This is a genomic window from Kitasatospora sp. NPDC041988 (genome assembly GCF_055588525.1).
Genome location: NZ_JBVJCO010000063.1, coordinates 1 through 22,694, shown reverse-complemented (window position 1 = coordinate 22,694; position 22,694 = coordinate 1). Strand labels below are relative to the sequence as shown.

Annotated in this window: 24 protein-coding genes and 2 pseudogenes; 13 read left to right on the top strand and 13 right to left on the bottom strand. The window is 71.6% G+C overall.

The genetic code is table 11. From position 1 onward, the window contains the following. Positions 1–103 precede the first annotated feature (103 nt). Positions 104–523 (bottom strand): hypothetical protein, encoded by a 420-nt coding sequence (locus ACZ6NC_RS38390; protein WP_465738534.1) that lies wholly within the window; start codon positions 521–523, stop codon positions 104–106. 791 nt (positions 524–1,314) lie between these two features. On the opposite strand from ACZ6NC_RS38390, the gene ACZ6NC_RS38385 reads away from it, so the two are divergent. Continuing rightward, positions 1,315–2,283: a hypothetical protein gene (locus ACZ6NC_RS38385; protein ID WP_465738533.1), complete on the top strand. Its 969-nt coding sequence runs from the start codon at positions 1,315–1,317 to the stop codon at positions 2,281–2,283. Here ACZ6NC_RS38385 and ACZ6NC_RS38380 read toward each other — a convergent pair. Both ACZ6NC_RS38380 and ACZ6NC_RS38375 read right to left on the bottom strand, forming a co-directional pair. Beyond that, positions 2,180–3,158 (bottom strand): annotated as a pseudogene (locus ACZ6NC_RS38380) (transposase). The gene ACZ6NC_RS38385 and the pseudogene ACZ6NC_RS38380 overlap by 104 nt on opposite strands. Positions 3,159–3,238: 80 nt before the next feature. Then, positions 3,239–3,775: a GNAT family N-acetyltransferase gene (locus tag ACZ6NC_RS38375; protein ID WP_465738532.1), complete on the bottom strand. Its 537-nt coding sequence runs from the start codon at positions 3,773–3,775 to the stop codon at positions 3,239–3,241. A 169-nt stretch (positions 3,776–3,944) separates the two neighbouring features. Here ACZ6NC_RS38375 and ACZ6NC_RS38370 point away from each other — a divergent pair, with 169 nt between their 5' ends. The 5 genes from ACZ6NC_RS38370 (at position 3,945) to ACZ6NC_RS38350 (ending at position 7,367) form a co-directional block, all read left to right on the top strand. Beyond that, positions 3,945–4,340 (top strand): hypothetical protein, encoded by a 396-nt coding sequence (locus ACZ6NC_RS38370; RefSeq protein ID WP_465738531.1) that lies wholly within the window; start codon positions 3,945–3,947, stop codon positions 4,338–4,340. A 93-nt stretch (positions 4,341–4,433) separates the two neighbouring features. Continuing rightward, complete coding sequence (tpg, locus tag ACZ6NC_RS38365) at positions 4,434–4,982, top strand: telomere-protecting terminal protein Tpg (RefSeq protein WP_465738530.1); 549 nt, start codon at positions 4,434–4,436, stop codon at positions 4,980–4,982. A gap of 129 nt (positions 4,983–5,111) precedes the next feature. Continuing rightward, positions 5,112–5,387 carry a DUF6213 family protein gene (locus tag ACZ6NC_RS38360; RefSeq protein WP_465738529.1) on the top strand — a complete coding sequence of 92 codons (276 nt, stop codon included), beginning with the start codon at positions 5,112–5,114 and terminating at the stop codon, positions 5,385–5,387. Between the two features lie 88 nt (positions 5,388–5,475). Beyond that, entirely contained in the window at positions 5,476–5,802 is a 327-nt protein-coding gene (locus ACZ6NC_RS38355) for a hypothetical protein (protein WP_465738528.1), read from the top strand. Positions 5,803–6,749: 947 nt separating this feature from the next. Continuing rightward, on the top strand, positions 6,750–7,367 hold the full coding sequence (locus ACZ6NC_RS38350) for an NPCBM/NEW2 domain-containing protein (protein ID WP_465738527.1): 618 nt from the start codon (positions 6,750–6,752) through the stop codon (positions 7,365–7,367). A gap of 94 nt (positions 7,368–7,461) precedes the next feature. On the opposite strand, the gene ACZ6NC_RS38345 is transcribed toward ACZ6NC_RS38350, so the two are convergent. Beyond that, a complete protein-coding gene (locus ACZ6NC_RS38345) occupies positions 7,462–7,716 on the bottom strand; it encodes a hypothetical protein (RefSeq protein WP_465738556.1) in 255 nt (84 codons plus the stop codon). A 107-nt stretch (positions 7,717–7,823) separates the two neighbouring features. Here ACZ6NC_RS38345 and ACZ6NC_RS38340 point away from each other — a divergent pair, with 107 nt between their 5' ends. Together ACZ6NC_RS38340 and ACZ6NC_RS38335 are read left to right on the top strand one after the other, a co-directional pair. Next, on the top strand, positions 7,824–8,072 hold the full coding sequence (locus tag ACZ6NC_RS38340; protein WP_465738526.1) for a hypothetical protein: 249 nt from the start codon (positions 7,824–7,826) through the stop codon (positions 8,070–8,072). A 14-nt stretch (positions 8,073–8,086) separates the two neighbouring features. Further along, a complete protein-coding gene (locus ACZ6NC_RS38335; RefSeq protein ID WP_465738525.1) occupies positions 8,087–8,440 on the top strand; it encodes a hypothetical protein in 354 nt (117 codons plus the stop codon). Here the strand turns inward: ACZ6NC_RS38335 and ACZ6NC_RS38330 are convergent. From ACZ6NC_RS38330 to ACZ6NC_RS38310, 5 genes and pseudogenes are all read right to left on the bottom strand, one after another. Beyond that, positions 8,437–9,249 carry an AfsR/SARP family transcriptional regulator gene (locus ACZ6NC_RS38330; protein WP_465738524.1) on the bottom strand — a complete coding sequence of 271 codons (813 nt, stop codon included), beginning with the start codon at positions 9,247–9,249 and terminating at the stop codon, positions 8,437–8,439. The genes ACZ6NC_RS38335 and ACZ6NC_RS38330 overlap by 4 nt on opposite strands. 157 nt (positions 9,250–9,406) lie before the next feature. Beyond that, positions 9,407–10,108 carry a hypothetical protein gene (locus ACZ6NC_RS38325; protein WP_465738523.1) on the bottom strand — a complete coding sequence of 234 codons (702 nt, stop codon included), beginning with the start codon at positions 10,106–10,108 and terminating at the stop codon, positions 9,407–9,409. 184 nt (positions 10,109–10,292) lie between these two features. Then, positions 10,293–10,568: a metal-sulfur cluster assembly factor gene (locus ACZ6NC_RS38320; protein ID WP_465738522.1), complete on the bottom strand. Its 276-nt coding sequence runs from the start codon at positions 10,566–10,568 to the stop codon at positions 10,293–10,295. 1,171 nt (positions 10,569–11,739) lie between these two features. Further along, positions 11,740–12,901: pseudogene (locus ACZ6NC_RS38315) on the bottom strand (IS3 family transposase). Beyond that, a complete protein-coding gene (locus tag ACZ6NC_RS38310; RefSeq protein WP_465738521.1) occupies positions 12,807–13,310 on the bottom strand; it encodes a hypothetical protein in 504 nt (167 codons plus the stop codon). The pseudogene ACZ6NC_RS38315 and the gene ACZ6NC_RS38310 overlap by 95 nt, the downstream one beginning before the upstream one ends. A gap of 142 nt (positions 13,311–13,452) precedes the next feature. On the opposite strand from ACZ6NC_RS38310, the gene ACZ6NC_RS38305 reads away from it, so the two are divergent. Together ACZ6NC_RS38305 and ACZ6NC_RS38300 are read left to right on the top strand one after the other, a co-directional pair. After that, complete coding sequence (locus ACZ6NC_RS38305) at positions 13,453–14,055, top strand: RNA polymerase sigma factor (protein ID WP_465738520.1); 603 nt, start codon at positions 13,453–13,455, stop codon at positions 14,053–14,055. Between the two features lie 51 nt (positions 14,056–14,106). Further along, positions 14,107–14,475 carry a hypothetical protein gene (locus tag ACZ6NC_RS38300; RefSeq protein ID WP_465738555.1) on the top strand — a complete coding sequence of 123 codons (369 nt, stop codon included), beginning with the start codon at positions 14,107–14,109 and terminating at the stop codon, positions 14,473–14,475. Between the two features lie 191 nt (positions 14,476–14,666). Here the strand turns inward: ACZ6NC_RS38300 and ACZ6NC_RS38295 are convergent, their stop codons facing one another. Continuing rightward, positions 14,667–15,281: a hypothetical protein gene (locus tag ACZ6NC_RS38295; RefSeq protein ID WP_465738519.1), complete on the bottom strand. Its 615-nt coding sequence runs from the start codon at positions 15,279–15,281 to the stop codon at positions 14,667–14,669. Between the two features lie 532 nt (positions 15,282–15,813). On the opposite strand from ACZ6NC_RS38295, the gene ACZ6NC_RS38290 reads away from it, so the two are divergent. Beyond that, on the top strand, positions 15,814–16,161 hold the full coding sequence (locus ACZ6NC_RS38290; protein ID WP_465738518.1) for a hypothetical protein: 348 nt from the start codon (positions 15,814–15,816) through the stop codon (positions 16,159–16,161). 192 nt (positions 16,162–16,353) lie between these two features. Here ACZ6NC_RS38290 and ACZ6NC_RS38285 read toward each other — a convergent pair whose 3' ends face one another. Next, complete coding sequence (locus ACZ6NC_RS38285) at positions 16,354–17,850, bottom strand: phospholipase A2 (protein ID WP_465738517.1); 1,497 nt, start codon at positions 17,848–17,850, stop codon at positions 16,354–16,356. A gap of 76 nt (positions 17,851–17,926) precedes the next feature. After that, the gene (locus tag ACZ6NC_RS38280; protein WP_465738516.1) at positions 17,927–19,297 is read right to left on the bottom strand and encodes a hypothetical protein; all 1,371 of its coding nucleotides are present in this window, start codon (positions 19,295–19,297) and stop codon (positions 17,927–17,929) included. 174 nt (positions 19,298–19,471) lie between these two features. On the opposite strand from ACZ6NC_RS38280, the gene ACZ6NC_RS38275 reads away from it, so the two are divergent. Together ACZ6NC_RS38275 and ACZ6NC_RS38270 are read left to right on the top strand one after the other, a co-directional pair. Beyond that, positions 19,472–21,028, top strand: coding sequence for an RICIN domain-containing protein (locus ACZ6NC_RS38275; protein WP_465738515.1), 1,557 nt, complete (start codon positions 19,472–19,474; stop codon positions 21,026–21,028). Between the two features lie 162 nt (positions 21,029–21,190). Beyond that, a complete protein-coding gene (locus ACZ6NC_RS38270) occupies positions 21,191–21,991 on the top strand; it encodes a helix-turn-helix domain-containing protein (RefSeq protein WP_465738514.1) in 801 nt (266 codons plus the stop codon). A gap of 358 nt (positions 21,992–22,349) precedes the next feature. On the opposite strand, the gene ACZ6NC_RS38265 is transcribed toward ACZ6NC_RS38270, so the two are convergent. Then, positions 22,350–22,694, bottom strand: a 345-nt coding sequence (locus tag ACZ6NC_RS38265; RefSeq protein WP_465738513.1) for a response regulator, incomplete at its 5' end; no start/stop codon positions are given.

The window sequence follows — 22,694 nt, the reverse complement described above, 5'->3', positions numbered from 1 at the left end:
CCACGGGTCCCCGGCCGGCGCCAGCCCGTTCGGCGTGTCGCCGCAGCCTCCGGGATGGCTGCATCCCCTGTACCCGCGCGATGCCTGGGTCCCACTGTCCCGGTCACCGCAGTTCCTGGTCGATGACACGACGCAGACCGGCGTCCGAGATCAGCGCCCGTACCTCGCGCCAGGCGCCACGGGTCGAATCATTGAGCGAGGCGCCGACCGACACCGCGACCGTTGCAGCGTCCCACGCACTGTCCGGAGCGACCGGAACCGGCACGGAGGCCGTCCAGCCCTCCCCGGCGAAGCCCGGGATCCGGACGTACGAGGCGGCGGGGCCGAAACGCCCCTGCACCACGGGCACGAGCAGCACCCGCTCCGGACCGACCAGGCTCGTGTACCTGACCTCCGTCATCAGTGGCGCGGTGCCCTCGATGCCGCGCACGACGAGTTCCAGGCTGTACCCAGGCGCGGAGTCCCCATGGCTGCGCACGAGGAACCGGGCGGTGCCGTCGGGGGACGATGCCTCCAACAGCACGCAGTCGCCTCCCGAAGCGGCCAGGCCGCCGGCCTGCGGAAGCTGTGGGAGAGGAAACCAGCCCGGAGCAAGCAGCCGGGGGCGTGACTGATCGCGCGCAGCCTTGGAAGCCGGAAACGGGTTCCCGGTTGGCTTCTCTGGGAGGACAGGCCCAGCGGTGACCGGTCCGGCGGGCAGGTCCGCGCCGATGAACGAGGCCCAGAACCGCTGTCGCAGCGTGAACCCCTTGCGGGCGCGAGCCCCTACCGGAGGGCAGTGGGTGACCGGGTCGCCGATGAACGAGCGCCAGGAGCGCCGGGCGACCGAGCCGATGGCCATCACGACGCCTCCCTGGGAACGGGAGACGTTCCCCCGTGATCCGCTGGGGTCGGAGGTATGTCCGGAACTGCTCCGCCGGGCTTGCGGAGAGCCTCGGTCGGAGTGGTCGCACGGCCGATCTGGGCCAGCAGCGCTGGGGCGGAGGCTCCCACGGTCACCGCCGCGTAGACACCGGTGACCTCGGTGTGGAGCAGCCACCCGGCCGCGCCTCCCAGCGCCACGCGCACGAGTGCGGCGAGCGAATCCGCGAGTGGATCGACGAACCTGCCGAGTGGTGGGAGCGGGGCGTCTGTCGTCCGCGCCGCATGTCGCGCCTCTTGCCAACTGCGTAGACGTCCGTAGGCGACGACCGCTTCGGCAATCAGACCACCGCCCGCACCGGATGCCACAGCTTCGAGCCACGTCAGCATCAATCCGCCCCCAGCCGACCTCAAGTCACAGTGCCTGACGGGAAGTCAGCGTACGCCTTCAGCATGCTCGCGCCGAGAGCGCAACAGACGGCGCCGGGCGCGCTGGCCTCCGGCGGCTGGACCATCCCGGCCGGCCTAGCCGCGCCGGACCTGGCGCGGCTGCTCGGCACCTACGCGCGGCGGGTCCTGACTCCGCGCGGATCCACCGCCGTCTCCGGCCTGGAGCTCGTCACCGCGCTGCGCCCGCCGACCCGGGCGGTGCGTACCGAAGCTGGCTGGACGTCGGGTGCGGTGGAGGGCTCGCGGCCGAAGGACGCCTTCGACCCGGCGCCCCCGGAGGTCCTGGACGTGCACCCGCTCGCGCAAGGCCGAGAGCCGGGCGGCGAGCTGGTCACCGAGGCGTGGGACTGGCACCGCCAGCTGACCGACGCGGAGAAGGCGGCGCCGTTCGCGGTCGGCCTGGACGTCAACATGGCGTTCCTCGCCGCCGCCGGCCGCCTGGTGCTGCCGCTGTCCGGCCCGGTGCACGAGCTCAACCCCACGTTCGACCCGAAGATCCCCGGGAGCTGGCTGGTCGACCTGTCCGGTGTCGACACCAACCTGCTGCTCCCCTCACCGTTCACGCCGGACGGCTCCCGGCCGACCGGCCCGGCCTGGTACAGCACGGTGAAGGTCGCCTACGCCAAGGAGCTCGGCGCCCGGGTCCAGCCGACGGAGGGCTGGCTGCGGCACGAGGCGGGCCCGTACCTGGACCCGTGGCACAAGCGGCTGCGCCAGGCGTACCTGGACACGATGGCCGCGCTCGGCATCTCGCTGAACATGGCGGACACCGATCCGGTGGCGTTCCTGGACGCCATGGCCAACCTTACGAGTAGCCGCACGATAGGGCTTGGGACGTGCTGGGCTGGGGGTTCGGCTAGGGGGTGGATCAGCAGGCCGGTGCGCGGACGAGGTCGAGTTCCACGCTCGGCCTGCTGCGGGTTGGGCGCTTGGCGCTGCGGTCGGATACCAGGGCGCCGATTGCGGCGATGACCTCGGGAAGGTCGTCGCGCTCGCCGGTCCAGCGTTGCAGCGACCGCCACTGCTTGACCTCTGCGTTGGCGTGCTCGACCATGATCCGCCTTTGGGATTGGCGGCGGCGCGCATGGTCGTAGAGGTTGCGCTCGGACGGCCCGGCGTCCGCCGCCGGCTTCTTCGGCGGGGCGTTAACCTGGCCGGGGAAGTCGCGGGCCAGGCCGGCATAGCCGGAATCGACTTCGGCTTTCACGTTCGGGTGCAGCCGAAGCTGCTCCTCGATGCCCTCGGTGCGTACTGCGGTGGCATCGTGCATCCGGCCTGGGCGGATCGCCCCAAGCCACAACTCCCGACCCTGCTCGTCGCTGATCATCGTGGCCTTCTCGGTGTTCTGCTTCTTCTTGCCCGACACGAACGCCTTGCGACCCGGCCGCCCCGCCTTTGGGCGGCGTACCTGTACCTCAGTACCGTCGATCCGCAGCGTGACCCCCTCGGCCTGGGCGTAGGCGAACACGTCCGCAAGGGTCCTGAGTCTGATCCCGGGCCGATCCGGCACCGCGAAGCCGCGAGCGGCCAGCAACGGGCGCACCTCGCCGACCGCCCCGGTCGATCGTGGAGGGCGAGACTCCGAACAGCGCCGCGAGCACCCTGTGCGACAGCGCCCAGCGCAGCACCACCAAGGTCACCAGCACCCGGTCCACGAAGACCAGCTGGTGATCCGGTCCAGCCCCGGCCGCCCGCAGTCGGCCATGGCCCCGCCGTTCGGCCAGATCAGAGTCTCGGGCCGCGCTCCACGGCCCGGCCAACTCGGTGATCAGCGCGCCCAGGTGTTCCTTCGAGATCCCACACAGGGCCGAATCGGAGCAGGCCGCGCGGGCCCAACGTGACTTCACACGCGAGATGATCCCGCGCGGCCTTTCGCCTTCCGGGACCAGGGCCGCTGCCGGAGTCTGACCACCGATACCCCGATCATTCAGACCCCGGGCCGGTGCGCCCATTCCTGATCGAGGATGCTGAAGACTTCGGAGTCACGCCAGCCGTCCCGGATCCGCGCGGTGTGCCGGTGTCGGCCCTCGCGGGTCATGCCGAGCTTGCCCAGCACCCGGGCCGACGCGACGTTGCGTGGATCGCAGGTCGCATGGATCCGGTGCAGTCCTGTCAGCCCGAACCCTCTGCCGAGAAGTTCCCTGCCGATGGCTGTGCCCACGCCTCGACCCCATACCCGAGGATGGACGAGATAGGAGATCTCGCCCTGACGGTGGGCCAGGCTACGAACCTTCAGCTCGCCGATACCGACGAGTTCACCGTCGAGGCAGGCCGCATACACGAATCTCGCCTGCGGGGACTGCAACCGGGCATCCACCGCGCCTTGGACGAAGTCCCGCGTCTGTTCCTCCGTGTTCGGCCCCCACGCCTGGTAGCGGCAAGCCTCCGGCAGGCTGGCGAAGGCATGGACAGCGTGGAAGTCACCGACAACGAGCTCGCGCATGGTCACCGAGGTTTCGATCACGAGCCGATCCTGTCAGGCCAGCATCGCCAAACACCAGCACACAAGTCGCGGAACTCCCACACGATCAAGATCGAGTCACTATCGTGCGGCAACTCGTTAAGCAGGGTGATCCGGCGGAGCTGGCGGTGCTGACCGCGATCAAGCAGACCGCGAAGGGCACCATCGGCAGATGCGCGAGCGTCCGCGCGGGCACGGCTACAAGCCCGGCGAGCGCTGGGCCGCGCTGGAGCGGCCGACCTGGGACCCGCTGATGCGCGCCCTGGTCATCGACACCGCCACCGTCAACCTGCACCGCAAGCTCCGCAAGATGGCCGGCGACACCGGCCTGTACGCCTTCGCGGTGCTGTCCGACTGCGCCGTCTTCGCCTCGCCCGGCCCCGGCGCCCTGGACATCCTCACCAAGCCGGACGGCACCCTCACCACCTCGCTGCGCCTCGGGGTGTCGCCGGGCCTGGTGAAGTTCGAGGGCTCCCGGCCGATGGCCGAGATCGCCGAGCTCATCGCCGACGACACGAACCCGGCCCGGCACATCAAGACCGGCGGCGTCGTCTCCGCCGACGAGTAGTCCCGTACGGTCCGCCGGCACCCGTCCGGCGGGCCGCCCACCCCTGACCACCAGCAGCGGCCGCCGACCTCGGCGGCCGGGAAGGAGACCAGCGTGAGCCGGGAGATCGACGAGGGCCTGGAGCGGGCCGAGCGCACCAAGCCGATCCCGCAGTCCGTTCCCGCCCGGATGCGGTTCCTGCTCAAGGGCGCCAAGGGCACCACGAAGAAACTCGCCCAGGACCTCGGCGTCAGCCAGCGCACCGTCCAGCGCTGGCTCAAGGGCCAGGGCACCCCGAAGCCCGCGGCCGCCAAGGCCATCGAGCAGAAGGTCCGCACCGCCTGGCAGCCGCGGGTGAAGCAGCGGGTGCGCCGCGACGCCGAGAAGAACGGCTTCATGCTCCACATCCAGGCGACCTTCGGCTACAGCGCGGCCGGCGGCTCCACCGACGACCCGCGCGAGCGCACGATCACGCAGAAGATGCCCGGCTCGGTCGCCCAGCGGCTGTACGCCGCCCGCGACGCCGGAGCCAGCCAGGCCGAGCAGGAACGGATCCTCGCCGAGGGCCTGCGCGAGCACTACTTCAAGGACAACGGCCACCGCGCCCGCAACCTCGACGTCGAGCTCAACGACGTCTCCTGGATGGACCTGGAAGGGCTGTAGACGCCCCCGAACACCCTGCCAAACCCCTCCGTGTCGCCGAAAACGAAGTCCCGGCCGCCCCCAAGCGGCCGGGACTTTCTATTTGCGCGACCCCGCACGCGAATTCACCGACGAAATCCGGAGAACAGAATGAGCGACCACTTCGACCACGCCGACGATGACGGCCTGCCGTCCCTGCCGCTGCCCGTCGTCCCCGACCTGCTGAGCGGCCAGCTGATGATCCCGGCCGCCGCCGTCACCCTCCTGCTGCGCGCCATCGCCGCCGGCTGGAGCGCCTGCCCCTGCGACGACACCGACTGCCGCCGGACCGCGGCGCTCTACGCCGCCTCCTTCACCGGCTACGCCGACCAACTGGACGTCGAGTGCATCGCGGCCACGGGCCGGGAAGCCGACCCCGCCGGCTGACCCGCCACCCAACCCGCCCACCGAGGGCCCGCCTCCCCGCACCGGGGAGCCGGGCCCTCTTCGCATGCCCCGGACCAAGGAGACCGCGATGCCGACGCTGCACTACACCCCCGCCGCCACCCGCACCCTGCACTGCCTGGAACGGGGCCGGCGGGCCGACACGGCGAAGCTGCGCCGGGTACGCCGCGCGCTGGAGCGGCTCGCCGCCGACCCGCGTCACCCCGGCCTGCGCACCCACCGCTACCGCGCCCTGCCCGGCCACGGCCACCGCCGCGTCTGGGACTCCTACATCGAGACCGGCGCCGGCGCCTGGCGGATCTACTGGGCGTGGGGCCCGGCCGACGGCGGCGACCAGGCCAACGGCTGCGAGAACGGCGCGGTGCTCACCGTGCTGCTGATCGGCCCGCACCTGTAACACAGGGAGAGCCCGTCACCGCCGACTACTACTGCTGGCGGGGCAGAGCGATCCGGTCGATCAGCTCCCGCTGGACCACCACACTGCGGCTGATGCTGTCGGCCCACGTTTGACGCCGTACCTGGGTGACCGGGCGGACGAACCCCCCAGGAGGCGGGCAGCGCGTCCAGGACGTGCAGGACGCCGCGCCAGATCGCCCGCGCCGCCCCGATCGGCGCGCCGGTGTCCTCGTCCACCGTCACGATGCCGACCAGCCGCCCGCCCAGGCCCTGCCCGGTTCGCCCGCGCTCGGCCCACTGCATCAGCAGCCACCCGCCACCGACCACCCAGTACCCGCCCGCCAGCGCGCCCCGGATGTCCACGTCCGCGAGCAGCGCGAGCACCTGCAGCGCCGCGAACGCCGGCGACAACGCCGACAACCCGGCCAGATACGCCGTCATCAACCCGCCCACGATCCCACCTCGATTCACGCCGCCGTCGCCCGCTGCGCCCGGGAGGCCAGTGCGGGGATGCCGGCCCTCCTGGCAGGCGCGGCGGCCCGGCCATCCGGGCCGGCGGGGTGTCACCAGGGCGCGGCCGGAGGCGGGGCGGGGCGCAGCATGTGATCGTCCATGACCGGTCAACGCCCCGTCGGCCGGTCGGGGCGGCGTCGGTGATCTGGACGTAGGGGTGAAGGGCTGTTGCACCACACGCCGTTGCGGCCAACGCGGTCTTGACGGTGTGGCGAGCACCCGCTGAACTGCTTGCTTGTGCCGTGGGGCCTTGGAGGCAGGACGAACGGGCGCCGTGGCTGTGCGCCCGTCCTCCGTGCTATCCCAACCCATCCATGCCTGCAGGAGGAGTCCTCTGTGAGTGCGCCAACACCGTCGGGCAATGGGGTTCCGCCGTTACCTGCAACGCCACCGCCGCCTTCAGCGCCGACAGGCCCGACGCTCGTGCCCCGGCGTATGGGAGAGGTCGCGGCTCTCGTCTCCGCGATCACGGCCGTCGCGGGTCTTCTGCTCGGCTTCTTCGGACTGCCGGCCGTGGTGGATTCCCCCACCGCCAAGACCGTGACGGTCACGGAGACCGTCCACGCGACAGCCACCGTCACCGTCACCGCCTCGCCGCCCCCTGCCGCAGCGGTCAGCACTCCGGGCCTGCCCAGTCCCGCGCCGCTGCCGAGCGGTGAGGTCGCGCTGCGAGACCTCACGACGATCGGCATCATCGGCAACAGCGGAATCCAGCTACGGTCCGCAACCATGGGCGGCAAGACCTACTCCAACGCCATGGTTTTCACGTACCCCTGCCAGATCAACTACGAGTACAGCATCAACCAGCGGTACAAGACGCTCACCCTCATTGCAGGGATCGACGACAACGGTGTGGCCCGGCACGGAAAGCTGTCGATCAGCGCCGACGGCAAGGAACGCAAGAACGTCATGCTGGAGATCAACAACCCGCAGCCCGTGACAGTGGACATGTCCGGTGTCGTCATGCTCCAAATCGTGTCCAACTTCGGAGACGAAAGCTGCGACGCCGAGGGGGCCGTGGTCGCACTCGCGGACGCGGTCCTGAGGTCCTGAGCACCCCGGCTGGCAAGGGCTCAGGCGCCCCCCTCGTCCCCCGGGACCGCGGCCGCCTGCTCCTCGTCCCTAGCCTGTCGGGCGCTCAGGATGGCTACGGATCTCTGAGGCCGCCGCGGCGGGAGCGGGCGGCCCGTTGCATCTCGGCTTCGGCAAGGTGCCGGCGGCCGGCGGCGAGGTCCCGGCCGAGGAGCTCACGCTCGACCAGGTCGGCGTGTTCCCCGTGCCCGGCCTGGCGCAGCACCCGGACCGCCTCGGGGAGCATCCAGTCGGCGCCGCCGGTCATCTGATGCACCGCGTACAGGTGGCCGCGGGCCCGCTCGGTGTACTCCAGCGCCTTCGAGAGCATCCCCAGCGCCTCGACGGTCGCGTCGTCCACCCTGACGGTGCTCCCCGTCGGGTCCGCCGACGCCCTGCTGCTCCGACCGCCGCGTCCCGGGCCTGTTCGGTCTGGCGGTGCGCTCCTGGCGCTCGCGCTCGCCCTGCCACGGGAAGCACCAGGAGCAGCAGGAGAAGGAGGCCGCCGCCGCGCTCGAGCGCGTCGGGGGCCGAGCGGCGCGCGGTCCTTCGGGGTGGGCTCCGGCCTTCTCCGCCAAGCTGCTGCACACCTCCTCGCACCTGACCGGTGCGGTCGTGGCCGCCCTGCTGCTCGGCTACTCGGCCGCCGCCCAGCTGATCTCGTCCCGCCGACCTCCGACCGCCTAGTGATCGCCCTCGGCATGACCGGCCTGGCCACCGGCCTCGCCCTGGTCGTCGCCGCCGGGTACACCGGCACGCTGGCCCTGCTGTTCATCGGCAGCGTCCTCGGCGGTGCCTGCCAGGGCGTCGCCTTCCGCTCCCTGTTCACCACCGCCGTCGCCGCGATGAACCCGGAACGCCGGGGCTCCGAACTCTCCACCCTCTGGGTGATCATCTACCTCGGCAGCTCCCTCCCCATCGTCATCGTCGGCGCGATGGTCCAGCAGTACGGCCTCCTTCCCGCCGTCAGCGGCTTCGCCACCCTCGCGGCCGTCCTCTGCGCGGCCCTCGCCGTGACCGTCGCCCGCAGGTCGGGGACCGCCCGCCCCGCCTAGACGGTGCGCCCCGCTGCGCCGCCGTACGCGGCCACCGTCACCAGGCGGCGCAGCCGGGCCGGGGCGGGCAGACCGAGCTCCGCACTCAGCCGGCGCTCGTAGCACTCGACGTCCCGCAGCGCCTCGCCGACGTTGCCCTCGGCCAGGTGGGCCCGGACCAGGCAGGTCCGGCTGCTCTCGCGCAGCGGATCGGCGCGGACGGCGGCGCCGGCGGCGGCCACCGCCTCCGGGATGCGCCCGGCTCCGACGAAGGCGCCGGCTAGGGCCTCCAGGGCGTGGATCCGCAGTCGCCGCCAGTCCTCCGCTTCCACCAGCGCCCAGTCGTCGTACCAGCCCGGCAGCAGGTCCGCCGAGAGGTCCTCGACGGCCGTCAGACCGAGGTCGGAGCGGCCGGGCGCCGCCCCGGGCGTCAGGATCGCGCGGGCGAGCGTCCGGGCGCCGCGGGCGTCCACCTCGACGCGGTCGGCCAGCCGCAGCTCGGCCGGGCCGACCTCCAGCGCCTTTTGGCCCACCGCCGGCAGCCGGGTGAGGGCCGAGCGCAGGCTGGCGTACGCGCAGCGCTCGGCGGCGTCCGGCCACAGGGCGCCGGCGACCAGGGCCCGGGGGACGGCGCCGTGGCAGCACAGCGCCGCGTACGCGAGCAGTCGCTGCGCCCCGGAGGAGACTGCGACCGTGGTGTCGTCGACCGAGAGGTGGAAACCGCCGAGCAGCGTGAGGCGCATCGACCCGGTGCCCGCCGCGCGCGCCCGTGCCGGGCCGAAGCCTCCGAGGTGCCCGGTGCCGTCATCATACCGATCGCCGCAAGCCATCGAACCACCGCTCCTTCGTGCACGGATGAGCCGTCATTCCCCACCTCACCTCCATGCTGCGACGCCCGCTCGGCGCTGTCCTGCCGGTCACACGCCGCCACCGCCCCCGGTCGGCCGGGGGCGGTGACGGCGTGCGGTCCTCGGGTGGACGGGTGGGTCACAACCTGAAGCAGTAGCCGACCGGGATCGAGGCGGTGACCCGGCCGGAAGTCAGGTCGATCGCCCGGGCGGTGGCGTTCTTGGACGCACAGGTGTACGGGTGGCCGGTGTTCAGGCCGAAGCTGCCGCCCGCGAAGCCCGCGAAGCGCTGGGCGGTGACGGTCTGCGCCCACTGCACGGTCCCGGTGGAGTTCAGCCGGATCTCGACGCGCACCGAGCCGCCGATGTTGAAGTGGTCGCCGTTGATCTCCAGGTTGCCGCCGACGTCGTCGGTCCAGATGCGGACCGCCAGCCGCCGGTCGTCGGCCTGGCTGTTGTCGAACTTCGTCTGCGCGCGGGTCTGCGGGGTCACGCAGACGGTGTCACCGACCCAGGCCTCGCGCCAGACGTAGCCCTGGACGCAGAAGCCGTTGGCCAGGGTCCGGAACGGCACCTGGCTGTTGTCGTACGCCGCCTGGGTGCGGGTCGCCGGGGTCACGCAGACGTGGTCCCCGGGCCTGGCGTCGCGCCAGACGTAGCCCTGGCGGCAGGTGTCCGGGCCGAAGTCCTGGGCGTGGGCCGAGGTCGGCATCAGCGCGGCGGTGCCGAGGGTCAGGACCGCCGCCATCGCGGTGGTCATACCGGTGCGTGCCAGCGTCGCCGCCGGCCGGCGCGGAGCACGGCGGGGCTCCCGCCGCTGAAAGGTCAGTCGGGTGGTCATCTCCGTACCTCCCCTGAAGCTGAGGAATGGCTCCGCCCAGGCTGCGACGGCTGCCGTCACCGTGGCGTGACAGCCCGGTGGCGGCACGCGAAAGCCGCCGCCCGGGACGGTGGTCCGTCCTGGGCGGCGGCGGTCGTGGACCGGTCCCGGGCTTGGGGACCGGGTCGGACGCGATGACCGGGTCTCAGACGTTGAAGCCCAGCGCCCGCAGCTGCTCGCGGCCGTCGTCGGTGATCTTGTCGGGGCCCCACGGCGGCATCCAGACCCAGTTGATCCGCAGGTCCTTCACCAGGCCGTCGGTGGCCGTCTTCGCCTGGTCCTCGATGAGGTCGGTCAGCGGGCAGGCCGCCGAGGTGAGCGTCATGTCGATGGTGGCCACGTCGGACTCGTCGATGTGGATGCCGTAGATCAGGCCCAGGTTGACGACGTCGATGCCCAGTTCGGGGTCGACGACGTCCATCAGTGTGAGTTCCTGCCGCTGTCCCGAGGCTTGAATGGCCCTTGGCTAGCGCTTTTCGTGAGTCGGGTGGGAAGTCGTCCGGTTCGTCCGTCGGGGGCGTCGAGCCGGTGTTCCCGGTCGGGTCTTCGTCGACGATGGAGGCTCGACCGGCCCTGACCTGCCGACTTCGTTGGTGTACGGGATTCGCGTGGGTGTCCCGGGAATCCCGTACACCGCCCGCTATGCCCACTCCACGCCGTGTTCGGCGAGCTGTGCGAGCTGGCCCGGGGTGAGTTTCGCCCGGCGGGCTTTCTGGTTGTTGAGCCAGGTGCCAAGCGCGAAGTGCGACACCACCACCTGCTCCTCACCGCCGGGCCCGGCCTCCACGGGCTCCTTGTGCGGGCGGGGGACCCGGGGATGCCGCTCCCGCTCCCGAACCGGGCGAGGGCGGCCAGGCCCTGCTGGAACCGGTCGGTGCGGGAGAGCACCGGCTTCGCCTCGGTCGCGGCCTTCGCGGCCACCAACTCGAGGTCGGCCTCGATGCCGATCGCCAACAGCAGGTCCCGCTGATCGGCCTCCAGACCGGGCCAGCCGGCGCGCTGCGCCTGCACCCAGCGGCCGAGCTGTTCTCCCTCGAACACCGTGTCCAGCGGCAGTACGGTCCAGTCGACGCGCCCGTCGGAGTCCAGCCACCACGACCTGGCCACCGAGTAGGTGCGCTGCCAGGTGATCGGCCACACCGGGTATGTGGCCTCAGTAGAACTGAAACGCAGCGAGTCCTCTCATGGCTTCTGTCCTGCTCTGTTTCACGAAATGAGAGAGCAGATAGGTGTGCTGCAAGAGGGCACTGATCTGGCTATTTGGGCGACGGTATGTCAGTTGGTGCCTCACGTGTGGCATCTCACCTGGAGTGTTTCAAGAGTTGCAACTACGTTCCAAGGCCAATGAGAACGCTATATGGATCTCTGGCTGTTGGGGTTACCGGTCAGCGTACTGGCGAGGGATACGGGCGTCAGAGCGGAACCAGCCCGACGGTCCTGGCCGGGTCTGTGTTGGCGCTGCCGAGAGGGCGTGGCCCTGGGGGTTGTATGCGGTCGGGGCTTGCTCGACCAGGCGGCCGTGCACTGTCGGGCGGGACGGGGCCGGCTTCGGAGCTGTGCTGGGGCCTTGACCCCGGATGTTGCACACGGGGTTATGCGGCTTGGGCGAGTGTAGTTGATGTTGTGTGGAGTGCGGTCTCGTAGGCGATGGGGCTTCGGTGTCCGAGGCGGGAGTGGCGGCGGACGGTGTTGTAGCGGTGCAGCCAGCGGAGAGTTCGAGGCGGGCTTCGCGTTCGCTGGACCAGCCTTTCCGGCCCTGGAGCGTCTCGCGTTTCATCGTCGCGTTGAAGCTCTCGGCGGCGGCGTTGTCCGCGCTGGAGCCGACCGCGCTCATCGACTGGACGGCGCCGGCTCGGCGGCAGGCCTCGGCGAAGGCCCGGCTCGTATATTGCGACCCGTGGTCGGTATGGATCACTGCGCCGGCGAGGCTGCCCCGGGTCCGTTCGGCCGCGGCCAGGGCGTCGAGGACCAGGTCCGTGCGCATGTGGTCCGCGACGGCCCAGCCTGCGAGCCGCCGGGAGGCGAGGTCGACCAAGGTCGCGAGGTAGCAGAACCGGCCGCTGCCCACCGGCAGATAGGTGATGTCGCCGACGTACTTCTGGTTCGGCTCGTCGGCGGTGAACACCCGGCCGACCAGGTCCGGTGCTTTCGTGGCGGCCGGATCGCTCATGGTCGTGCGGTGCTTGCGGCGCAGTCGCAGCCCGGCGATCCGAGCGGCCTTCATCAGCCGGGCGACCTTCTTGTGGTTGATCACCTCACCGCCGTCGCGAAGCTCGGCGGTGATCCTGGGGACGCCGTAGGTGCCGTCCGAGGCGGCATGGACTGCGCGTATCCGCCCGGTAAGTTTCGCGTCCGCGGCCTCCCTGGCCGCCCGAGCGGGAGCGGACCTGCGCCAGTGGTAGAAGCTGGACCGGGCGACGCCCAGGACCTGGCACAACCGCTTGACGCCGTAGCGGCGCTGGTGATCGGCAACGAACTGGCAGCGGTTCACCAGCGCGTCTCCCCGGCGAAATACCGGGCGGCCTTGCGCAGGATGTCCCGCTCCTCCTCCAGCTCGCGGATCCTCTTGCGCGCGGCGGCGAGCTCGGCCTGCACCGGGTCCGTGGCCGGCGCCGACACGACCGCCCCGGACGCCGAGTGAGCGCCGGGACGCCGGCCGTCAGCGGCCCGGATCCAATTGCGCAGCGTCTCGGTGTTCACCCCCAGGTCCTCGGCGACCGACTTGATCGTCGCCCCTGGACGCGACCGGTACAACGCGACCGCGTCCGCCTTGAACTGCGGCGGGTAGTGCTTCATCACCATCTGTGCAGGACTCCTGTCCACCCGGACCATCAAGATCCAAGTGTCTCTCGTGTCCAACATCCGGGGTCAAGGCCCTCTCGGTGATCACCCGGCGCTCGCACAGCAGCAGCTTGCGGTTCTGCTCCGCGCTCAGCGGCAGCGGCACCTGTCCCTCGCAGGCCACCAGCACCGCGTACATCTGGTTCGGGGTCAGCTTCATGCCCGGCAGGAAGGGGCTGCGGAGCCCGTCGTGCGGAGTCTGCTGCCAGCGCAGGGCGATCCACTCGTCCAGAAGGCCCTGCAACTCGTTGATGCTCCACAGTGGCTGCTGCGCGACCAGCTTGCCGCGCTTGGCCAGGCCGGAGCCGGTGTAGCCGGACACGTACTGGCAGAACATCTTCTTGATCGCCGAGAACGTCGACTCGATGACCGCCTTGTCGGTAGGGGTTCGGTCCCCGCCCTGCCCTGCGCGGTCGCTCCCGCCGCCCGCGCGGCAGCGTCCCGGACCCGGCCGGGGAGGCGCAGTGACCGACCCGACCCACACCGACGCCGCCGGCACCACCCCCCGGGTGGACCTGCCCATAACCTTCCGGGCCTTCCAGGAACTCCACGCCGACGCCTACTTCGACTACGCCTACGCCTGCCTCGACGACGCCGCCCTCGCCCAGAACCTCGTCACCGAAGCCTTCGTCGAACTCGGCGCCTGCTGGGACCGCGTCCTGACACACCCCCAGCCCGCCACCCACGCCTGGGCCGCACTGCGCCACCTGGTGGAAGTGGAACGCGAGCACATCGACCGCTTCCGCGCCCTGTCCGGCCGACTGATGTTCTCCATGGCGCTGCGCCTGGAGAAGGAGCCGCTCCTGGACGATCTGACCGCGAGCGTCAACAACCTGGAGGCGGGCATCGCGCTCGGCGAGGCCATCAAGGCACTGACGGGCGCCAAATTCGACGTGATCGTGCTCCGGTTCATCACCGGCCTCAGCGTGGCCCGCACGGCGGTGGCGATGGGCATCGACGAGGGAACGGTCAAATCCCTCACCACCCAGGCCCGCCACAAGCTGGAGGCCCGGCTGCAGTCACGCCGGATCATCAGCCCCGGCACCACCAAGGACGACCAGGAGTGACAGGTGACGACCATCCCCGACCTTGATCGCCTGCTGAAGGCGGCGGGCCCCCTGCCCGCCGACCGCCCGAGGTACGACCTCGAAGCCGGCCAGCGCCTCATCGCCGAGAAACTCGCCGCCCTCGCGGTCGAAGCCAGCGTCCACCGCATGGCCCTGATGAAGCGGCACGCCGATCTGAAGAACGAGTTCTACGAACGCGTCCGCAACGAGACCAGTCAGATCCCGGAGAGCGAGAAGCGCCTGCGGGAGACCGTCGTCAAGCTCAAGCAGACCGTCGCCGACAAGAACGCCGAGATCCTCGAACTCCGTCGGCAGATCACCCAGCTCACCCTCGCCAGCGCCGTACTCACCGAGTGCCTGAACGACATCGGGGATTGGTCCGGTACCCGCGACAATGTCGTGCGTTTCCCGAGCTCCTGAGCGGGGGCCAACGGCTACTGGGTCGGGCCGGGCCTGTCGGCGCTGTCTTGCTGGGCTTTCATGGGTAGCGACAGTTCACCCGACCGAGCTGATCCACTCGAACTCGTGCCCACCAAGCTGGGGACGACAACGGCTGGCCAGGTCACCAAGCCGGAGCCGCTCGGAGTCGGCCGTTGACCGTGTCCCCGGGCTCATTCCCGAAGGTCCTTCGACCAGTCACCCCGAGGGCGATAGGCACGGCTGTCACCGACCTGCTTCGTCCCGCCGGGAACGACGTCCCCGTGGTACGGATACTGCTCGGTCACCGCCGCCAGCAGGAACTCCAGGAAGCCGCCCTCGAACACGTCCCACTCCCACATCGAGTGGAACCTGGCGGCCACCGGCCATCGGTCCGGATCCGGGCCCCGCATCAGCCAGAAGAAGTGGTCGGAATTGTAGTTGTTGCCCCACTTCAGCAGGCCGCCCTCGGCCGGGAACAGCGGATACGGGCACTCCCTGTAGTCCCCGTCCCGGTAGCACTCGGCTAGCCAGGCACAGTATCCGTAGGGCTCCGTCGTGTTGTACAGGAACCCCTCGAAGCCGGACGGCACCGCGGCGTGGGGACTGGGGACTTCCGTTGGTGTGAAAATGTGCAGCTCGTTGCTGATGCTGACCGACCCATACCGGTCGGCGAACGCCCGGTAGTCCGCGGGCAGCTGGAAACCGATCGCCGCGGGTGCGAGCTCCCACGGGACCGGGGTCACGCCGTCCGCGGGCGGCGGTCCGATCACCACGCCGAGTCGATCCAGCATCTCCTCGATGTCCATGCCCACTCCCATCCGTCGCCCGTTCCCGCCGGAGGCTATCCGCCTGCGGTGACACCGCAGGCGGTAGGGCCCAGCCCCGAAGCGACCTGGCACCCGAACAGAGGATCATCCGACCGAGGCAGCAGACTCCTCACGATCACCAAGCTCGATTGAGCAACGGCTTCTGAACACATTGACTTGACAGGGAAGGCGACCTCCCCGGCCACCCGCGCCCGCCAGGCCCAGGCCACCGTCCTGCCGGTCCTGGAACCGCTACGACCGCTGCTCCCGCACGGCGGCCTGGCCAAGGGCACGGTCACCGAGGTCACCGACATGGGCTTGCTCCTGGCGCTCGCCGCCGGGCCGGCGACGGCGGACCGCTACGCCTGGACGGCAGCCATCGGACTCCCGGACCTGGGGCTGGCCGCGGCCGCCGGCTACGGCCTCGACCTACGCCGCCTCCTGGTCACCGACCACCCCGAAGAGCACTTCGCCGAAGTCGTCACCGCGCTCGCCGCCGCCTGCCCCGTCGTCCACTGCCGCCCCGGTCGGCATGCCTCCGCGCGCCCTGGACCGCCTCGCCGCCCACCTGCGCCGCACCGGCACCATCCTCCTCACCCCCGGCCCCTGGCCCGGCGCCCAGCTACGGCTTCAGGTCACCGCGAGCCGATGGTCCGGCCTCGGGGACGGCTGGGGGCAGCTGACCGGCCGGCGGGCGCGGGTGGCGGTCACGGGTCGGGGGTCGGTGGTGCGGGCGCGGTCCGCGGAGCTGTGGCTGCCGGACGCCACTGGCACGGTCGCCCCCGCTGTCTCCGAGGGGATCGCGATGGGGGAGGGGGAGACCGGGACCGCCGTCGCGGTCGGTGCGGGGGAGACCGGGACCGTCGCGGCTGTCGGGTAGGGCCGGGGCGCGGGTGCTGGGCGGGCCGGTGCCCGCGCCGGCATGCCGGATCGGGGCCGGAATCGAGTCCGGGGTTTCTCCGGGCCTGGTGCGGGGCGGATACCGGGAGCGTACGGCGGTCGGCCGCCACCTCGGGGGGTGGCGGCCGACCTGGTGTGGTGCCTCGTGTGGTGTTCCTCGGGAGGCTGGTTGTTACCGGGGGAAGGGGGGCCCGCCGAGCTGGCGGAGCCAGTCGGTGAGGCGGTTCTTCTGGGCTTCGCTGCCGAAGTGCACGACGGCTTGGTGGTACAGGTCGGCGGTGATCTTGCAGTTCGTCCTGGAGCTGCTCTTGACGTCGCAGGAGTGGTTCAGGTCCTTCCCGAAGGCGTCGTCGACGCGGTGCTTGATCTCCCGGCCCTCCTTGCTGTCGCCGAGGTCGCCGTTGACCAGGAGTTCTTCGGCGTTGCGGTAGCCGAAGTCGTGGCGGGCGCAAGGCATGCGGAAGTCGAAGATCGTGCTGCGGTCGGTGAAGGGCAGGACGTCGAGGCCGGGGCTGTTGCAGAAGTCCGAGTCGAAGGAGAACCCGAAGCGCTCCCAGGCCCCCTTGGAGAGGCGGCTGGCGTTGCGGGTGCGGTTCCAGGCGGTGCGGGAGGCGTCGCTGGGCTGGATGAGCGCGTTGTAGCGGTTGATCTTCTCCTCGAGGGTGGCGGCTTGGGTGGTGGGGGCGCCGAGGTTGGTCCAGTCTTGGCCGTGGCCGGTGTACTGGAAGACGGTGCGACGGTCGGGGGAGAGGCCGTAGACACGGTTGGCGGCTTCGGTGAACGTGGCGCCGGGCCCGCCGATCGGGTTCCACTTGCCGTTGCCGTTGTGCTTGTAGAGGTTGCCGGTGGCGAGGTCGGTGGCGAAGAGGGTGTCGCCGCTGTAGAGCTGGCCGCTCGCGCCGCGTACGGGCTTCCACTGCCAGGGGGTGCCGGTGTACTCCATGACGGCGCTCCTGTCGGGGGCGAGGCCGTAGAGGTTGCGGTCGGTGGAGGTGAAGGTGGCGCCGGGGCCGCCGATCTCCGTCCACTTGTTCTTGGAGCGGTTGTACTGGCGGATGTTGCCGGTGACGGGGTTGGTGGCGTAAAGCTCCTTGCCGCCGTAGATCTGGCCGGCCGCGTCGCCGACGCGCTTCCAGGCGGTGGGGTTCTTGGGGGTGCCGGTGTACTCCCAGACGGTGCCCTTGTCGGGGGCGAGGCCGTAGAGGTGGCCGGCGGCGACGACGAAGTTGGCGCCGGGGGTGCCGATCCTGGTCCACCCGCTGTAGTCGGCCGCTTCGTCGAGGGTGGGCCGGTACTGCCAGATGTCCCCGGTGGTGGCGTCGGTGGCGTAGAGGGTGTCGGGTCCGGCGTACAGGTTCTTGACGGGGCCGCGGATCTGCAGCCACTCCGTGCCCAGGCCGGACCACTCGTAGACGGCCGAGTGGTCGGCGGCCAGGGCGTAGACGTTGTTCTTGGTGGCGACGATGTCGGCGATGCCCACCGTCGGGGTGGTCTTCTTCTGGGCGGGCTTGCCGCGGGTGGCGGCGTTGGCGCTCACGCTGATGGTGAGGACGGCGGCGACGATCAGCGCGATCATCCTCAGCAGGCGCACGGCCCTGCCCCGCCCGGGGCGGGGCAGGGGTCCGTCGGTACTGGTCGTGGCGTCGGGGTCGGGGTCGGGGTAGGTCATGTCGTGCTCCTCGGTGCGTGGTTGCGGACGGGACGGATCAGCCGCAGGGCTGCGGCGAAGGCGTGTCGACGGCGGGTCAGGCGAGGCTCCACCAGTGGTCGTCGCCGGGCTCCGGGTGGCAGGGGTAGACGCCCAGACGAAGAGCCGGGGTGGGGTCGGCGTGTCCGGGGATGTCCAGGCACATCGGCGTGGGCGTGTCTGCGGACTTGGCGTTGACGAGCAGGAACGCGGTGCGTTCGGCGTTCCAGCGCTGGAGCCACAGGTGGTTGTCGGCGCTGCTGTAGTCGCAGGGGTAGAGGCCGACCTGCGAGTTGGCCGGGACCCCGTAGTTCGGCGGGTCCACGCACAGCGTGGAGCCGGCCGGACGGAGGGCGAACCCGCTCGCGCCGCCGGTGGCGGGCACGAGGTCGACCTGCTGCAGATGCCCGGCGCCCGCGCCGCACTGCTCCTGGACCACCGGGTGCCCCATGTTCGGCACCCCGCCCGTCGGCACGTCGACGCACAGACCGGTCGCCACGTTCCGCAGTGTCCGGCGCAGCGGCGCGGCCGGAGCCGGAGCCGGAGCCACGGTGGACACAGTGGCGGACGGGGAGGGGGAGGGGCGGGTGCTGTCGCGTGCCGCAGGGGCGGTGGACGGTGCCAGTTCGGGGGCCGGAGGCGCGGACGACTGAGTCGGGGCCGGCAGGGACGGCACCGGTTCGGCCGTCGGGGCGGAGGGCGGTGCGGGTGCGGGTGGGGAGGCCGGTTCGGGGGCCGGTGGCGCGGACGACTGAGTCGGGGCCGGCAGGGGCGGTACCGGGGCCGGCGCGGGCGTGACCGGGACCGGTACGGGCGCCGACGGCGCGGGAGGTACGGGCGGCGGGGGAGCGGGGGTGTCGGTGATCTTCCGGTACCGCAGCGGCACGTACGAACTCGTGAAGTGGTCGGCGATCTTCGCGTCGCCGCGTCGCGCGGTGGCCGCCGAGGTGGGCGTGCGGCCGTTGCTCTCCGAGAAGTACCGGAACGTGTCCTTGGCCTTGTCCGTCCACCCGGCGAACAGGATCGCGTGCCCCTCGGCGCCGCCGATGTCGAGCGCGTCGCCGGGCTTCAGCTGCTCCCAGGTGATCCTGTCGGCGACCGAGAGCAGGCCGGTGGTGTCCAAACTGGCTTTCAGCTGCCAGGCCATGGAGACGAAGCCGGAGCAGTCCTGCCGGTACGGTCCGCCGGTCGCGCTGTCGCTCCACCAGGCCTTTTGGCTGTAACTCACCCGCTGCTCGACCCAGTGCCGGGCGCGGGCCAGGACCTGATCGCGGGTGACCGGGCCGCCGAGGGAGGCGCCCTCGCCGAGGGTGCCCGTCCTGGTCGGTGGCTGGCGCTCGCCGCTGCTGTCCGCGTGGGCCGGCAGCACGTTCAGGCCGGCGGCGAGCGCCAGAGCGGCGAGCGCCGCGCCGTGCCATGGTCTGGTCATTGTGTGGGGTCCTGTCCGTCGTCGGTGAACCCGCTCCCCGGGCTTGCCGGAAGCGGTGGAACACCACGCTGGAACCTGATCTGATTGTCCGTCGGGCCGCATCGGCCGGGCCGCAGGTCAGCGCGCCGCAGGTTGCGAACACCGGCGAACATGCCGGATATCCGAGGGGGAGAGATGGGAAAGGCCGGCCGTCCGCCGGGTCCGCTGCGTGGCCGCACCGAGCAGGCCAACGCCCTTGCGCAGTTCCTGCGCGAGCTGACCGCCGAGAGCACCGTCAGCGACCTTGAGAAGCGCTACAACCTGGCCAGGAGCACCTGGAGCGAGTACCGCTCCGGCCAGAGGATCATTCCGTGGGACCGCCTCAGCAAAGTGGTCGAGCACCGCTTCGCCCAGGACCCCCGTGCCCGGCAGCTCGCCACCGACAAAGCCCGACGCCTGCACGCCGCCGCCACGTCCGCCCAGCCCGTCCCGGCCCAGCCCGTCCCCCCGTCGCCCGCCGCACCCGCCGCCACCTCGGCCCACCGACCAGCACTGGCCGAGGCGGCGGAGGCCGGACAACTGGCGGACAATCCCCTCACCAGCACGGACACCGTCTCCGAACCCAACGTCGAGCCCGACCCGCTGCCCCCCGCCGAACCGACCGCCGCGCTTCCCGACGCCGTCCGGCCCCGGCAGGACCATGCCGAAGCCCCCGAACCCGCAGCGCCGCGCAGGCGTCCCCCGACACCGCCGCCCTCCGGTACCGGCCCCGCGACCACTCCCTCCCTCCCCGCCGACGGGCCCCCCGCTCCGGCCCCCGCCGCCCGCAGGCGAACCGCCGCCGGCCGAGCGTGGTGGACCCGCTGGCGTACCCCGCTCCAGTGGGCCCTGCTGGCCGCCCTGCTCGCCGCAGTCGCCATCGCCAACCAGGACCAGCGCCGCGACGGCCGGCCCGCCGCCGCACCGTCGACGCCCAGCACCGCCGACAGCGCCGGGGCCCGGCCCATGGACGTGCCGCCCGAGTCCCCGACCACCGCCAGCACCCCGGAGCAGCCGGCCACCAGTCCGGCACCCGAGCCGCCGGCTGTCCCCACCATCTCGCCCCCGGCGGTCACCAGTCCGGCACCCGAGCCGGCGACCCCCTTCACCCCCGCCATCTCCCGCACGGCCCCGGCCAGTACCCCCGTGACCCCGAGCCCCCCTCCCGCCCGCACGACCGCCACCCCCACCCAGCCAGCCACCACACCCCCACCGCCCGCGCCCGCCCCGGTCCCGGTGGCGCCCGCCGGCCCGCCCCGCCGCTCGCTGCGCAACCTGGCGACGAATCTGTGCGTCGACGTGCCGACAGGCGGTGTGCCGAACATGGGGCACCCGGTGGTGCAGGAGCGGTGCGGCGCGGCCGGAGAGCACCTGCAGTACTTCGACCTCGTGCCCGGCGCCGGCAACGCGAGCCAGTTCGCCCTCCGCCCGGCCGGCTCCACCCTGTGCGTGGACCCGCCCGAGCACGGGGTCCCGGCTCCCTCGCAGGTCGGCCTCTACCCCTGCGACCTCACCGACGGCGACAACCACCTGTGGCGCCTGCAATGGAACGACGCCAACGGCTTCATGCTCGTCAACGTCAAGTCCGACAGCACGCCCACGCCGATGTGCCTCGACGTCCCCGGCCACGCCGACCTCACCCCCGGCCTGCGCCTGGGCGTCTACCCCTGCCACCCGGACCCCGGCGACGACCAGTGGTGGGCCTTCACCTGACGCCGACCAGCTCCACCCCGCCCCCGGCGCCCGCACTCCCGTGCCCGGTGCCCGAACTGGTCCGGGCTCGGGGAAGGCGGCTGTGGGCAGCTGACGGCCCGGCGGGCGAGGGTGTCGGTCACGGGCCGGGGGCCGGCGGTGCGGGCGCGGTCCGCGGGAGCTGTGGCTGCCGGACGCGGCCGGCGCCGTCGCCGCGGTCCGGTCAGGGCGAGCGAACCCGCGCTGGGCAGGCTCGCCTCGTGGCTGCGCGAGCAGCGCGACGAGGCGAACCTGACCTACCGCCAGCTCGCCGACCGGACGAACTACCACCCGACCACCCTGCAGAGGGCCACCAGCGGACGCTCCCTGCCGAGCTGGAACGTCGTCGAGGCCATCACCCGTGAATGCGGCGGCGACATCAAGGCAGCCCGCAAGAAATGGACCCAGGCCAACTACTGGGCCCACGTCCCCCGCCCGTCCACGGGCCAACGCCGACGCGCGCCCAGACGCCTCAACCCGGAACACGTCGACTCCATCGCCGACCTGCGCCGGGCGATGCACGAGATGCGCCGCAAAGCCGACTGGCCGTCCCTGGAAGAACTGGACCGCCGGGCCAAGGCCGCGGGCGGGCGTCTGCCCTCCAGCACCATGGCCCTGGTCCTCAAAGGCGAGGCCCCCCTCCACAAGGCCGTCTTCACCACCTACATGGCGGCCTGCGGCGTCAAGGAACACCGCCAAGCCCTGTGGGCGGACGCCTGGGAACGGGCGAACAGCGCCCGCACCCGCGTGCCGATGACCGCCAAGTCCTACCAGCGGGAGTTCACCCGCGCGATCAAGAGCTCCACCACCAGCGTCCCGACAGAGACCCTGTTCAAGGTGTGGGTGACGCTCAAGAACAGCATCGTCGCGGACAAGGTCGACGATGCCCACCACCCGGCCGCGGCGGGCCGCGACGGCACCGGAGACACCCCGGCGCTCGTCTGACGAGCCCTGCGGGCGGGACCCGACCACGGTCCCGCCCGCAGCCCGGCGCCGCCCACCCGTCCGTCCACCTCGGGAACGCCCATGCCACCACCCCGAACCCGGACCACCACCCACCCCGCAGCCCACATCGACCTGTGGGCACTCCACGACCTCCACCGCGACAACTACCTGCGCTACGCCGCTCTCCTTCTCACCCTCGCCGACGCGCGCCGAGCGGTGCACGAGGCCTTCGAAGACCTCGCCGACCGCTGGCACGACGTTCTCGCCGCCGCGAGCCCCGCGGCCTGTGCCTGGCAAGATGTCCGCCAACAGGTCTGCGACCTGGCCGGACCCCGCACGCTCGACCCGGTGGCCCACCTCACCGCGGCGCAGCAGGACGTCCTCCTGCTCCACCTGGTCCTCGACCTGCCGCAGAACGAGATCGCGACCTTGGGCTGTCCTTGTTGGGGATCGAGGGGAGGAGCCAACCGGTGGTGTCGCTCGTGGGGTGGGCGGCAGGTGTGGGGCGAGGGGTGCCGCGGTAGTTCATGTGCATCTCGGTCAGGACGCTGACCTTCGCGCACAGCATCCAGGGTTCGAACGGCTTGGTGATGAGGTCGATCGCCCCGGCGTCGTGGCCGCGCAGCAGGTTCTCGGGGTCGGCTCCGATCGTGGTGGCGAAGATGATCGGGATGTTGCGGGTCTGGGCGCGGCGCTTGATGCG